Below are 13,417 nucleotides of genomic sequence, written 5' to 3'. Positions count from 1 at the left end.
GTCGACATCTACTTGACTGACACACCGCTTTCGCGAGCAAGCCCGCTCCCACATTTTTGCTCTTCGCCGAATCCGAAATCCTGTAGGAGCGAGGCTTGCCCGCGAAGGCGTCAGCCCATCAATCACCCATCCTCCCATCCTCCCATCCAAAACCGGGCAAACACCCACCACCCGGCAGCACACAGATGCCCGTCAGGCAATTCGCCGGTACAATGCGCCCCTCGACCGTGACCGCCTGACTAAAAAAATATATGTCCTTGCCCAAACATCACTTGGAATTGCTCAGCCCTGCCCGTGACGTGGCCATCGCCCGCGAGGCGATCCTGCATGGTGCCGACGCCGTCTACCTCGGCGGCCCGAGCTTCGGCGCACGCCACAACGCCTGCAACGAGGTGAGCGATATCGCCGGCCTGGTGGAATTCGCCCATCGCTACCACGCTCGGGTTTTCACCACCATCAACACCATCCTGCACGACAACGAACTGGAGCCGGCGCGCAAGCTGATCCACGAGTTGTACGATGCCGGCGTCGATGCGCTGATCGTCCAGGACCTGGGCGTGATGGAACTGGACATCCCGCCGATCGAGCTGCACGCCAGCACCCAGACCGATATCCGCACCCTGGAACGGGCGAAATTCCTTGATCAGGCCGGTTTCTCGCAGCTCGTATTGGCGCGTGAGCTGAACCTGCAGGAAATCCGCGCCATCGCCGACGAGACTGACGCGGCGATCGAATTTTTCATCCACGGCGCGCTGTGCGTGGCGTTCTCCGGCCAGTGCAACATTTCCCACGCGCAGACCGGGCGCAGCGCCAACCGTGGCGACTGCTCCCAGGCCTGCCGTCTGCCGTACACCCTCAAGGACGACCAGGGACGTGTGGTCGCCTACGAAAAACACTTGCTGTCGATGAAGGACAACAACCAGAGCGCCAACATCCGCGCCCTGGTGGAAGCCGGCGTGCGCTCGTTCAAGATCGAAGGGCGCTACAAGGACATGGGCTATGTGAAGAACATCACCGCCTACTACCGCCAGCGCCTGGACGATGTGCTCGAAGACCGCCCGGACCTGGCCCGCGCCTCCAGCGGCCGCACCGCGCACTTCTTCGTGCCCGATCCGGACAAGACCTTCCATCGTGGCAGCACCGACTACTTCGTGACCGACCGCAAGGTCGACATCGGCGCCTTCGATTCGCCAACCTTCACCGGCCTGCCGGTGGGCGTGGTGGAAAAGGTCGGCAAGCGCGATCTGACGGTGGTCACCCACGAGCCGCTGTCCAACGGCGACGGCCTCAATGTGCTGCTCAAGCGTGAAGTGGTCGGCTGGCGCACCAACATCGCCGAGCCTAAAGGTGAGTTCGAGGAAGACGGCGAGAAACGCTACCGCTACCGCGTCGAGCCCAACGAGATGCCGGAAGGCTTGTACAAGTTGCGGCCGAACCATCCGTTGAGCCGCAACCTGGACCACAACTGGCAGCAAGCCTTGCAGAAGACTTCTGCCGAGCGTCGCATCGGCGTGGCCTGGGTCGCGCGTCTGGACGAGCAGCGCCTGCAATTGACCGCCACCAGCGAGGAGGGCGTCAGCGCCAGCGTGACCCTGGAAGGTCCGTTCGGTGTGGCCAACAAGCCGGAGCAGGCGCTGGAGCAATTGCGCGACTTGCTGGGCCAGCTCGGTACCACCGAGTATCACGCCACCAACGTCAAACTGGATGCGCCGCAGGCGTTCTTCATCCCCAACTCGCAGCTCAAGGCCCTGCGCCGCGAGGTGATCGAGGCGCTGACCGTGGCACGGGTCAAGGTACATCCGCGCGGCGGTCGCAAGGCCGAGACCTCGCCACCGCCGGTGTACCCGGAATCGCACCTGTCGTTCCTGGCCAACGTCTACAACCAGAAGGCCCGGGATTTCTATCACCGTCACGGGGTGAAGTTGATCGACGCGGCGTACGAGGCCCATGAAGAACCGGGCGAAGTGCCGGTGATGATCACCAAGCACTGCCTGCGCTTCTCCTTCAACCTGTGCCCGAAACAGGCCAAGGGCGTGACCGGCGTGAAGACCAAGGTCGCACCGATGCAACTGATCCACGGCGATGAAGTGCTGACCCTGAAGTTCGACTGCAAGCCGTGCGAGATGCACATCATCGGCAAGATGAAAGGCCACATCCTCAACATGCCACAGCCAGGCAGTGTGCAGCCCGTGGTCGGCTACATCAGCCCCGAAGACCTGCTGAAAACCATCCCCCGCGCCCCGCACTAAGCCCACGCCCCATTGTAGGAGCGAGGCTCGCCCGCGAAGACGTCAGCCCATTCAGCATAAATGTTGACTGAGCTAAAACCATCGCGAGCAGGCTCGCTCCCACAAGTTTTTGTGTCGATCACAGATCATGCAGTCAACACCAACCCTGTGGGAGCGGGCTTGCCCGCGAAGGCTTTCTTGCAGGCGACATTGATGTTGGATTTACTGGCCTATTCGCGGGCAAGCCCGCTCCCACAGTTCTGTGGTGCCCACCTATGTCGTGATAGCGCCCTTGTGTGGGAGCCTGCTCGCGATGCCTTCCGCCCCTGCGCCGCAGCTCTGACCCCCACACCCCCAAACTGGCGGCCCGCCAAGGCTGTGCTAGCGTCTTGAGGTCATCCCTTATTTGCGAGCTTCTGCCATGGACGAGACAATCGTTAATGTAACCACCGAGAAGTTCAACGCACTTATTGCAGTCGTGCAGGCTTATGGTGTCGCTTTTGCGGTCAAGGTGCTGGTCGCCATCGGTTTCTGGATCGTCGGCCGCTGGCTGATCGGATTTGCCGTTGGCATGGTGCAAAAGGCTCTCGGCAAGCAGAAGGTCGATCCGACCGTGCTGCGTTATGTCGGCTCGGCCATCACCGTCACACTGAACATCATTCTGGTCATCGCCATCCTCGGCTACCTGGGCATGCAGACCACCACCTTCGCGGCACTGCTCGCCGCGGTCGGCCTGGCCATTGGTATGGCCTGGTCGGGGCTGCTGGCGAACCTCGCCGCAGGCGCCTTCATCATCGTGCTGCGACCATTCAAGGTCGGCGATTTCATCTGTGCCGGCGGCGTCACCGGCACCGTGATGGAGATCGGCCTCTTCGCCACCTCGATCAACACCCCGGACAACGTGCTGACCCTGGTGGGCAACAACAAAATCTTCAGCGACAACATCCAGAACTTCACCCACAACCCGTTCCGCCGGGTCGAGCTCAAGGCTCAGCTGTCCGGTGCCGCTGACTGGAAAGCGGCGGTGGCCTTGCTGAAGGAGAAAATCGCCGCGATTCCCAACGTGCTGGAAACCCCGGCGATCGATGTGGAGATTCTCGAGTTCAACCTGGTCGGCCCGGTGCTGGCGGTGCGTCCGTACTGCCACAACGAGAACTACTGGCAGGTGTATTTCGACACCAACCGTGTCATCAAGGATGCCTTGGGCGAAGCCGGCTTCCCGGCGCCAATGCCGGCACAGACCGTGATCTTCCAGCAAGGCGCCGCGTTGCCGGGACCGCTTGCAGGCAAGTAAAGCCGCTCCATCTTTCAGCGTTGGCGGTTTCGGCCGCCAATGCGATTGATCAACAGCAGGCAACCACCGACCAGCAACGCCGCGGCCGCCACCAGCAAAGGTGAAGGACGTTGCGCGAATGTCTGGACCGGACGTGGATCTATCCTGGTCAGCGGAGTATCGACCAGGGCGCGAAAGGGCTCCGGGCTCAGTTCCAGGCGTGCACCATCGCCCAGGGTCAAGGTCAGGTCTTCGACAACGCCGGCAATCCGGCCGGGAAACACCGGCTCGCCCGTCGGATCGAGCTGATCGTAGAAAAACTCCTGACCCTCGAGCCAGCCGACGGCGGTCTGCAACTCAGGACCTAGATAGTATTTTCCATCGAGGAAAAAACCTGGAAAGTGATGCGCGCGCTCGACACTGTCGACGACGTAACGCTCGCCCGGCTTCATGCCGGTGGCTGGAGCAATCATGGTGCGGTCCTCCGTGTTATGAACGATCAACTGAAAAGCCCGCCATCAATAGCGCGGGCTTTTTGGTTTTAGTGACGCGACGCCATTCACCGATCAGCTACCGGTGCCTTTACCTTCACCACCACCTTTGGAGCCGCCTGATGGAGAAGGCCCGTTATCGGTGGTGCCCGCATCGGCGCCATTGGTTGCCGACCCGGTCTTGCCATCGATGCCCTTGGTCATACTGCCGCCATCTGTGCCGGTGCCGACGCTGTTCGACTCATCGCCTTGCGGCTGTGCAGTCCCGGGCGGGAGGGCCGAGCCTTCGGTGGTTTTCTCTGCGGCCAGGGCGCTCAGGGAACTGGCGGACAAAAGGCCGGCGAGTGTCAGGGCGATTAATTTGCTGTTGATCATTTGAGTCTTCCTTGCTGAGTGTATGTACCCATTGGAAGAATCGCTCGGAGGGAAAGTGCAGCGCAGCGGACGAGCGGCAGTGCGGTCATACCAACAAACCTGAGGTCGGCCCGATATTTGTGGGCGACCCAATACCTGTGGGAGCGTGGCTTGCCCGCGAAGGCGTCAGGACAGTTGACATCGATGTTGAATGTGCCGCCCTCTTCGCGGGCAAGCCCGCTCCCACAGTGAGCGAAGGCAGGGTATCAGTTGCCGTCAGCCACCTTGCGCTCGATTTCATCAACCTTGCGCTGAACCTCATCAGCCTCGGGTTCGTCGTGGGAAGACGGAGTGGCAGGCAGGGGTTCATCCGGGATGTCAGCAGGATCATGGTCGTTCATGGGGGCTTCCTCCAGTGTGTTCACATTGGAGGAGGCGCCATCGGGGGGAGTTCGAGTTTATCGCCGGCCGGTCGTTCGGCACCGGAGACCGCGCGAGGCGCGACACTCAAAACGCGCCGGAGCCGAAATAGATGAAGGTCACGGCCGCAGCGATGGCAAACGCGCCGAGGGCCTTGGAAGCGGAGCGATGAGCGTGGGGTGAACTGGTCGATCGCTGAATGTGTGTGCCGGAATACACCGTGCGGGTGAAGTAGCCCTCCATGGTCGCCTTGTAGGTGAAGCGCAGGCCAATGATCAGAAACAGCACGATCATGCTGATGGCGATCGCCCGGATAATCGCCGGATCGACCGTGGGCTTGGGCAATTCCTCTTCGCAGGCGGGGCTGAAGTCTTCGGCGATGCTGATTCGCCCGTCATCCAGCGAAGCCAGCAACGGGCCCTGGCCACCGGGCAGGTTGAGGTCCCGAGCCTGATACTTCCAGAGCGTGGCCGAGCCTTCCCGGCAATAGGTGAAACCGCTCGGATTGGAGGCGACGATGATGCAGGCGTCGTTGATTCCGTGTTTCTTCAAGGTCTCGGTGGCCGACCTTGTGAAGTCCAGCTCCAGGACGGGAATGTTGCCATTGGCGAGCACACTGGCGGACACCAACAAACTCCCCAGCAGGCAAAGTGTTGAGATGTTCAAGGTTATATCCTTGTTTTTATTGGCTTTTTACTGTGCTGGTGAGTGCTGCGCTTCGTCCCTTGAGTAAGTCTAGTTTGCAAATGGCGGATTGATGCGCAAATTATGTGAAGCCAATCACGTATTTTTCTGGCGCGTTGCGGGGCGACAGACGACATGGCGGACCACGCTCAGTTGTGCCTTACTCGGGGATTGAACGACCATTCCCAGGTCTCTGCGCTGCCCCCTGTAGGAGCGAGCATGCTCGCGATGGAAGATCAGGCACCGCGGGGCGTCAGATTGCCAGCGTCATCGTTAACGATCATTCGCGGGCAAGCCTCGCTCCCACAGTTCCTACCCACACTGTTCCTGCCCACACAGATCATGACCATACAGGCCTTGCGCCGACAGGTACGGAATCAACCGCGCTTGGGCAGCGTCCAGTTCGGCCGGATGAAGTGGCAGGTGTAGCCGTTCGGATAGTGCTCCAGGTAATCCTGATGCTCCGGCTCCGCTTCCCAGAACGGGCCGGCCGGTTCGATTTCGGTGACCACCTTGGCGGGCCAGAGGCCGGAGGCGTCGACGTCTGCCACCGTGTCCTGAGCGACGTGTTTCTGCTCTTCGCTCAGGTAATAGATCGCCGAGCGATAGCTCGTCCCCAGGTCATTGCCCTGGCGGTTTTTGGTGCTCGGATCGTGAATCTGGAAGAAAAACTCGAGGATCTTGCGATAACTGATCTGTGCTGGATCAAAGGTGATTTCGATCGCTTCGGCGTGGGTGCCATGGTTGCGGTAGGTCGCATCGGGCACATCGCCGCCGGAGTAGCCAACCCGCGTGGCCAACACGCCGGGGTAACGCCGCAACAGATCCTGCATGCCCCAGAAGCAGCCGCCGGCAAGGATGGCGGTTTCGGTGTTCGTCGTCATGTACGCATCTCCCGTCAGTGAGCGGCCCCGGTGATCGGGGCCGTCAGACCATCATTGCATCTTGCTGTGATCCATCATGCTGTGGTCCATCGTGTTCAACGCACGGGCTTGGGCCTCGACCTTGATGGTTTCTTTCTCGCCCTTGGCGTTTTCCACGGTCAACGTCAGCGGCACCTTGCTGCCATCGGCCACCTGGGCGGTCAGGTCCATCAGCATGATGTGATAACCACTCGGGTCAAAGCTTACCGGCTTGCCGGCCGGCAGTGCGACGGACTCGACCTGACGCATGCTCATCACGTCGTCCTTCATGGTCGACTGGTGAATCTGCACCAGCTTGGCCACCGGCGACTCGACGCTCACCAGCTTGCTGTCGCTGTCGGCCTGCAGGGTCATGAATGCGCCGGTCGAGTGCTGGCCGGCCACGGTGGCGCGGACCCAGGCGTCATTGACCTGAGTTTGTGCGGATGCCTGCCATGCAAGGCCGATCAGGGCGACGCCCAGGGCCAGTTGTTTGATACGTGCTGCGCAAAGCGAAGTCATCAGCAGACCTCCATGACGGTGAGCAGGTCTTCTGCGCACTCTTGAGCGGTAAGGGACGCGGACAGGCCCAGGCGCAGATTGCCCCGGGAGTCGAACACGAAACTGGTGGCGGTGTGGGACAGGGTGTAGGTGTCGCCGCTCGGGACCTTCTCGAAGAATACGCCGAACTCCTTGGCCACGGCGGCGGTTTCTTCCAGCGTGCCGTAGAGCGCCTCGAAACTCGGGTCGAAGGCCTTGACGTATTTGTCGAGCAACTCGGGGGTATCGCGCTCCGGGTCCAGGGTGATGAAGACCACTTGCAGGCGCTCGCCATCGCGGCCCATCAGTTTCTTCGCCTGGGCCGCGCGGGCCAGCGTGGTAGGGCAGACCGCCGGGCATTGGGTGAAGCCGAAGAAGATCATCGGCATCAGGCCACGGTAGCTGCCGAGCATCCGGGTTTCGCCCTGGGAGTCCGTGAGTTTGAAGGAACGGCCCATGATCTTGTCGCTCAGATCCTTGCCGTACTTGAACGACAGCTTGCTGCTGTCATCGCAGCCGGCAAGCAGGCCGAGGCTCAGCAGGCTCATGCCCTGCAGGACCGAACGGCGGGAATACAACGTACTCATAAAGCTTCCTGTGTAGCGACAGAAATAAACACAGTGCCTGACAGACCAGGCGGAAAAAAAGCGCAGGGATGTTAACAAACTGTTGTCCGATTGCGCCTAATCGATCGCCCGCCGGTACTGCGCCAAATGGTCGCGGGGCAGGCGCTACACAGGCATACAAAAGCCCGTCGCGCGGACACATTGCAGATACATTTCTGCGGTTTCATGGGGGCGTCCAATCCTCACGGAGTTCATTGTCATGTTCCGCAAACTGCAAAAGGCCACCCGGTTTTTCCGCGAAAGCGCGCGGCTGATGGTGGGCGTCCCCGATTACGACAACTACGTCACGCAAATGGCCCTCAAGTCCCCGGGCGAGCCGGTGATGAGTTATGAAGCGTTTTTCCGTGAGCGCCAGGAAGCCCGGTTCGGGCGGGGGAAGTGCAATACGCGGTGTTGCTGAAAACGGCGAAGCGGGCAGGTGATGGGATCCACAATGTCCTCATTGCCTGCACCACTACTCAGAGCCTCGCCCCTGTAAGAAAACACGCATCCTCATCCCCCCTCAGCGCATACCCCTCATACAGATTGTCGACATCCAGCTCGCCAAAACTGTCCGCCAGAAAATCCAGCAGGCTTCTGATCGACGGCATCAGGCCGCGTCTGGACGCAAACAGCGCATGAACGATGGCACTCCTGGGTTTCCAGTCTTTCAGGACCGGCACCAGGGCGCCGCTGCGAATGTCCTTGAACACCACCAGTTCCGGCAGCTGGACAATGCCGCCGTCTTCGAGCGCGACACGGCGCAGGGTGATCATGTCGTCGGTGATCAGCCGCGGCGTGTGGCGCACGGTGGCTTGTACACCGCCGGGTCCCTCCATGTTCCATTGGTACTGGCGCGTGCAGGGGCCCATGTCGAGGCTCGGATAACGTGCCAGATCGGCCAACGATGCGGGCGCGCCCATGCGCTCGATCAGGCCGGGGCTGGCCACCAGCTGGTGCGGGCTGCGGGTCAGGGGCTTCATGGTCAGGCCGCTGTCCTCGAAGGGCGGAAAACCGGACCGCAGCACGATATCGAAACCTTCGCGCAGTGGATCGACCAGGCGGTTGGTGCTTTCCAGATGGATCTCCACCTCGGGGAAGCGCCGCATGTAACGGGCAATCATCCCGGCCACCAGAAAGTTGAGCAGGGCGGTCGGGCAGGCGATCCGCACGATGCCCTTGGGCGATGAGCGGCTGTTGTCGATCAGCGACTGCGCCGCGCTCGCGCTGTCGAGCATCACCAGGCAATGCTGGTAGTACTCCTGGCCCAGTTCCGAAACCGAGAATTGCCGTGTCGAGCGATTGATCAGGCGAATACCCAGGCGTTCCTCAAGTGACGACAGATGGCGACTGAGCCTGGATTTGGGGATGCCCAGCTCGCGACTCGCAGCACCAATCCCCTGGTGCTCTACGATTTGTACATAGAGGTACAGCTCATTCAGGTCATACATCAGACAGGTGTTCCATAGATGAAATAGTCAATTGCGGCCCGGCGCCTACCGACGGCCGGATGCGCGGATTAAGGTGTGGTTTCGCAGGCTCAGCCAGCCTCGGAACGAGGTGCGGCGCCCGTTTTTGTAGCGCATGAAAGAGAGGTGAAACATGAGCAAGAAAATGCTGGTAGTACTGACCAGCTTCCCCAAATATCCAAATCTGGCACGCGCCACCGGCCTCTGGCTGGGTGAGGCAGTGCACTTCGTCAGAAAAGTCCAGGACGCAGGCTTTCAGGTCGACTACGTCAGTCCCAAAGGCGGCTACACGCCGATCGATCCCCACAGCCTGGCGATGGCCGATGAAGGTGACTGGCAGTGGTATCAGGACAAGTCGTTCATGGATCGCCTGGGTGCAACGCTCAGGCCCGACCAGGTCAATCCGGCCGACTACTCGGTGATCTATTACGCCGGCGGTCATGGGGTGGTCTGGGATTTTCCCGACGACCAGGCACTGCAGGCCCTGAGCCGCAGCATCTATGAGAATGGCGGCATCGTGTCCTCCGTTTGCCACGGCGCGGTGGGGTTGTTGAACATCAAGCTCTCCGATGGCTCGCTGCTGATTGAAGGCAAGGAAGTCACCGGTTTCTCCAACAACGAGGAAAAGATCGCCGAACTGGACAAGTACGTTCCCTACCTGACCGAGGATGAGATGGTCAAACGGGGCGCCATCTACAAAAAGGCCGCGGAGCCGTGGGCCCCCTTTGCCGTGGCGGACCGACGCGTCATTACCGGCCAGAACCCGGCCTCGGGCGGGCCTGTCGCGGATCTGGTGCTGAAAGAACTGGCTCGCTAAGGGCCGCGTTTCCGGCCGTTTCGACGCTTCCACGCAAAGCACGAAGCGGCCGGTTTTCATTTGGAGCATTGGCTGGCCATGAGTATGCGTCTCTACGTAATGGCAAGTTTTCTGGTCAAACCCCAGGGCCTTGAAACGATGCGAGGCCTGCTGGCCGAACTTAGTCGGCACACCTGCCAGGAGCCTGGCTGCCTGGAATATGCCTACTACCAATCCCTGGCGAACCCTTTGGAATTCACCTCCTTCGAGGTGTGGGAGAGTGCCGAGGCCGAAGCCCGGCATTGGCAAACCACCCACCTGCAACAAGCGCTCGCCCAGGCCGCCGAGCTGCTGCAGGGCGAAGCCCGGATCGTCAACTATCAACGGATCACCTGATGCCGGGCTGCATGTCACTTTGGTAAAACGGCCCGCGTTCGTTGGTAAAAGAATGGCGGGCCGCGCCTTTTTTACCAAAGCGGCAGGGTGTAACTGAGGATCAGGCGATTGTCGTCAAGATCGTTGCCGAAGTGCCGGGTACGCACCGTTGCGTTGCGCCATTTGAGGCCGAGGTTTTTCAGCGGACCGCTTTGCAAGACATAGGCAATATCGGTATCGCGCTCCCATTCACGGCCTTGCGGCTGGTTGTTGCCCAGGTCGATGTGGTCACCGTTCAGGTACCGGGTCATGAACGTCAGGCCCGGTACGCCCAGCACGACAAAGTCGAAGTCATAGCGTAGCTGCCATGAGCGCTCGTCACGATTGGCGAAGTCGCCAAAGGTCACGTAGTTGAACAGGTACGGATCGCTGCCGGCGATATAGGCATAGCCCGTTCTGCCTTCCATCTGCTGATAAGCCAGGCCCAAAGTGTGACTGCCTTGCTTGTAGGTCAGCATGGCGCCATAGGACTTGTTGTCGATGTTGCTGCTGCCCGCATCGTTCGCCCGTGCCATTCGCAGTTCGCTCTTGATCGATTGCAGCGAATCCAACTGCCGGGTATGGGCCAGGCTGACCATGTATTGCCGGTAGATGTCTGTCAGCTCGCCATAGTGGTACGTGCTGTTCAATTGGCTGTTCCATTGATAGCTGGCTCCCGCGAAGTTGAAGGCATCGCTGGTCTTGCCGGACTTCACGCCGATGGCGCCGGCACTGCCATTGCTGGCGGTCATGTCCTCATAGTCGGAGGAATTGCGCTGGTTCACCTGCTGCAACTGGCCGGCGTCCAGTGTCAGGCCGGAGAATTCCTGAACCGTCAGATGGGCTCCGCGAAAGGTTTGTGGCAGCAGCCGGCCATCGTTGTAGGACACCGAGGGCAAGCGGGGCAGCAGGGTGCCAATCTTGAACTGCGTTTTGGAGACCTTGAATTTTGCGGTCAGGCCCAGTTCCCCGTATTCATCCTGGGCCCGACGTGTTTCCCGGTCCTGCTTGAGCAATTGCGTACCGCTGCGACCGGGGCTCGAATCGAGCTTGATTCCCAGCAGCCCCAAGGTGTCGACACCGAAGCCGATAGGCCCCTCGCTGTATCCCGACTCGTAGCGCAACAGGAAACCCTGGGCCCATTCCTCGGCTTTTGCCTGGGGCGCTCCCTGTTGGCGAAAATCGCGATTCATATAGAAATTTCGCAGCTCCAATGTGGCTTTGCTGTCAGCGATCAGTTCGGCATTGACCGGTGACGACAAGGCCACCGTGCCGCTGACCAGAAGCCATGAAGTATTGAGTGGGGTTCGACGCATGGTTGTTGCCTCTTGTTGTTTTTATGGAACAGCCGGGTTCGCTCGGGACGAGTCGTCACGAGCAAAAAAGGGATATGCGTGGTGGGTACTGACAAAAAAGGCGCGGCCCAAAGGGGCAAGGCCGCACCGTGAAACCGTTTAGAACTGCTCGTCGGTCAATCCGAAGAGGGTGTCGCTGCCGGCCCGGATGCTGGCTTGCAGGCTGAGTGTTCGCGGCAGCAGGCGTCGGAAGTAGAAGGCCGCCGTGGCCAGCTTGGCGCCGTAGAACGCCGGGTCCTCGGCCAGTCGTGCCTCGGCCACGCTCGCCATGCGTGCCCACATCCAGGCGTAGGCGACATACCCGAACAGGTGCAGGTACTCCACCGAGGCGGCCCCTGTTTCATTGCGGTTGGTCGCGGCCTTGTCCATCAGCCAGTCGCTGACGTCGCGCAAACCCGTGATGGCGGCCACCAGCTCGCTGCCATAGGGCACGTTGTGGCCTTGGGCGAAGTCCAGTGCCTGTGCGCAGAACAGGCGCAGTGCGGCGCCGCCGTCGGCAATGACCTTGCGACCCAGCAGGTCGAGGGCCTGGATGCCATTGGTGCCTTCATAGATCTGCGCGATGCGTACGTCACGCACGTACTGCTCCTGTCCCCACTCGCGGATGTAACCGTGACCGCCGAACACCTGCTGGCCATTGATGCAGCTCTCGAGCCCGGTATCGGTGAAAAAGGCCTTGGCCACTGGAGTGAGCAACGCCGCGAGGGTTTCGGCGGCTTTGCGCTCTTCGGGGTCCTGCGCGTACCGGGCAAGGTCCAGTTGCTGGCCCACGAAACAGGCGAAGGCCCGGCCGCCTTCGGTGAGGGCCTTCATGCCCAGCAGCATTCGCCGCACATCGGGGTGATGGATGATCGGATCGGCGTCCTTGTCCGGGTCGACCGGGCCGCTGGGTGCGCGGCTCTGCAAGCGTTCGCGGGCGTAGCGGGTGGCGGCCTGGGTAGAAGCCTCGGCGCAACCGATGCCCTGGATACCGATGGACAGACGCTCGTAATTCATCATGGTGAACATCGCGGCCATGCCCTTGTTGGCTTCACCGATCAGGTAGCCGGTGGCGCCGTCGAAATTCATCACGCAGGTGGCCGAGGCCTTGATGCCCATCTTGTGTTCGATGGAACCGCAATTCAGGGCATTGCTTGCCCCGAGGCTGCCATCGGCGTTGACCAGTACCTTGGGGACCAGAAACAGCGAAATGCCCTTGGCCCCGGCGGGCGCATCCGGCAGTTTCGCCAGCACCAGGTGGATGATGTTTTCGGTCAGGTCCTGTTCGCCGCCGGTGATGAAAATCTTCATGCCGCTGATGCGATAGCTGCCGTCCGCCTGTGGCTCGGCGCGGGTGCGCAGCAGGCCAAGATCGGTGCCGGCGTGGGGCTCGGTCAGGCACATGGAGCCGGCCCAGCGACCTTCGTACATCGGCGGCAGGTAGGTCGCTCGCAGGTCCGCGCCGGCGTGGGCATCGATGGCCAGGCAGGCGCCGGAGGACAGCGTGGAGTAAAGGGCGAAGCTGCTGTTGGCGGCGTACAGCATTTCCTCGAACTGCACCGCCAGCATCTTGGGCATGCCCATGCCATCGAATTCAGGGTTGCCACCCAGGCCCACCCAGCCACCCTGGATGTAGGTGGTGTAGGCCTCTTTGAATCCGGTGGGCGTGGTGACGATGCCGTCGTTCCACCGGGCGCCTTCCTCGTCGCCACTGCGGTTGAGTGGCGCGATGAGCTGGCCGGTGACTTTGGCCGCTTCCTCGAGAATAGCGTTGGCGGTATCGGCGTCGACCCGTTCCGCCAGCGTTGGCAGGCGCGACCACAGCGAGGGCGCGTCGAAGACTTCATGCAGGACAAAACGCATGTCGCGCAAAGGGGCGTTGTAAGAGTTCATTCAATCGTCTCGAA

Annotated in this window: 15 protein-coding genes; 5 read left to right on the top strand and 10 right to left on the bottom strand. The window is 61.0% G+C overall.

Annotated features, from left to right (window positions below; all coding sequences use genetic code 11):
• The first annotated feature begins 251 nt into the window (after positions 1-251).
• Both K9857_RS03500 and K9857_RS03495 read left to right on the top strand, forming a co-directional pair.
• The gene (locus tag K9857_RS03500) at positions 252-2,249 is read left to right on the top strand and encodes a peptidase U32 family protein (RefSeq protein ID WP_224533515.1); all 1,998 of its coding nucleotides are present in this window, start codon (positions 252-254) and stop codon (positions 2,247-2,249) included.
• 400 nt (positions 2,250-2,649) lie between these two features.
• Positions 2,650-3,522 carry a mechanosensitive ion channel family protein gene (locus tag K9857_RS03495; RefSeq protein ID WP_224533514.1) on the top strand — a complete coding sequence of 291 codons (873 nt, stop codon included), beginning with the start codon at positions 2,650-2,652 and terminating at the stop codon, positions 3,520-3,522.
• 14 nt (positions 3,523-3,536) lie between these two features.
• Here K9857_RS03495 and K9857_RS03490 read toward each other — a convergent pair whose 3' ends face one another.
• The 7 genes from K9857_RS03490 to K9857_RS03465 form a co-directional block, all read right to left on the bottom strand.
• Positions 3,537-3,974 carry a short chain dehydrogenase gene (locus K9857_RS03490; protein WP_224533513.1) on the bottom strand — a complete coding sequence of 146 codons (438 nt, stop codon included), beginning with the start codon at positions 3,972-3,974 and terminating at the stop codon, positions 3,537-3,539.
• 93 nt (positions 3,975-4,067) lie between these two features.
• Positions 4,068-4,367 carry a hypothetical protein gene (locus tag K9857_RS03485; protein ID WP_224533512.1) on the bottom strand — a complete coding sequence of 100 codons (300 nt, stop codon included), beginning with the start codon at positions 4,365-4,367 and terminating at the stop codon, positions 4,068-4,070.
• Between the two features lie 245 nt (positions 4,368-4,612).
• Positions 4,613-4,747, bottom strand: coding sequence for a hypothetical protein (locus K9857_RS30245; protein ID WP_263487731.1), 135 nt, complete (start codon positions 4,745-4,747; stop codon positions 4,613-4,615).
• Between the two features lie 106 nt (positions 4,748-4,853).
• Entirely contained in the window at positions 4,854-5,432 is a 579-nt protein-coding gene (locus tag K9857_RS03480) for a hypothetical protein (RefSeq protein ID WP_224533511.1), read from the bottom strand.
• Positions 5,433-5,827: 395 nt separating this feature from the next.
• Positions 5,828-6,334 (bottom strand): peptide-methionine (S)-S-oxide reductase MsrA, encoded by a 507-nt coding sequence (gene msrA / locus K9857_RS03475; RefSeq protein WP_224533510.1) that lies wholly within the window; start codon positions 6,332-6,334, stop codon positions 5,828-5,830.
• 51 nt (positions 6,335-6,385) lie between these two features.
• A complete protein-coding gene (locus tag K9857_RS03470) occupies positions 6,386-6,874 on the bottom strand; it encodes a copper chaperone PCu(A)C (RefSeq protein WP_224533509.1) in 489 nt (162 codons plus the stop codon).
• A complete protein-coding gene (locus K9857_RS03465) occupies positions 6,874-7,479 on the bottom strand; it encodes an SCO family protein (RefSeq protein WP_175379084.1) in 606 nt (201 codons plus the stop codon). The genes K9857_RS03470 and K9857_RS03465 overlap by 1 nt, the downstream gene beginning before the upstream one ends.
• 238 nt (positions 7,480-7,717) lie before the next feature.
• Here K9857_RS03465 and K9857_RS03460 point away from each other — a divergent pair, with 238 nt between their 5' ends.
• Positions 7,718-7,918 carry a YbdD/YjiX family protein gene (locus K9857_RS03460; protein ID WP_224533508.1) on the top strand — a complete coding sequence of 67 codons (201 nt, stop codon included), beginning with the start codon at positions 7,718-7,720 and terminating at the stop codon, positions 7,916-7,918.
• Between the two features lie 58 nt (positions 7,919-7,976).
• Here the strand turns inward: K9857_RS03460 and K9857_RS03455 are convergent, their stop codons facing one another.
• Positions 7,977-8,948 (bottom strand): LysR substrate-binding domain-containing protein, encoded by a 972-nt coding sequence (locus K9857_RS03455; protein ID WP_224533507.1) that lies wholly within the window; start codon positions 8,946-8,948, stop codon positions 7,977-7,979.
• Positions 8,949-9,099: 151 nt separating this feature from the next.
• Between K9857_RS03455 and K9857_RS03450 the strand changes: the two genes are divergently transcribed.
• Together K9857_RS03450 and K9857_RS03445 are read left to right on the top strand one after the other, a co-directional pair.
• Positions 9,100-9,783 (top strand): type 1 glutamine amidotransferase domain-containing protein, encoded by a 684-nt coding sequence (locus tag K9857_RS03450; protein WP_224533506.1) that lies wholly within the window; start codon positions 9,100-9,102, stop codon positions 9,781-9,783.
• A 78-nt stretch (positions 9,784-9,861) separates the two neighbouring features.
• Positions 9,862-10,158: a putative quinol monooxygenase gene (locus tag K9857_RS03445; protein ID WP_224533505.1), complete on the top strand. Its 297-nt coding sequence runs from the start codon at positions 9,862-9,864 to the stop codon at positions 10,156-10,158.
• 71 nt (positions 10,159-10,229) lie between these two features.
• Here K9857_RS03445 and K9857_RS03440 read toward each other — a convergent pair whose 3' ends face one another.
• Positions 10,230-11,492, bottom strand: a complete 1,263-nt coding sequence (locus K9857_RS03440; protein WP_224533504.1) for an OprD family porin — start codon at positions 11,490-11,492, stop codon at positions 10,230-10,232.
• 138 nt (positions 11,493-11,630) lie between these two features.
• A complete protein-coding gene (locus K9857_RS03435) occupies positions 11,631-13,403 on the bottom strand; it encodes an acyl-CoA dehydrogenase C-terminal domain-containing protein (protein ID WP_224533503.1) in 1,773 nt (590 codons plus the stop codon).
• Between the last annotated feature and the right edge of the window lie 14 nt (positions 13,404-13,417).

This window comes from Pseudomonas sp. REP124, assembly GCF_020164475.1.
Classification (GTDB): domain Bacteria; phylum Pseudomonadota; class Gammaproteobacteria; order Pseudomonadales; family Pseudomonadaceae; genus Aquipseudomonas.
Note: the sequence above shows the minus strand (reverse complement) of the source record. Positions and strands in the feature narration are given on the sequence as shown.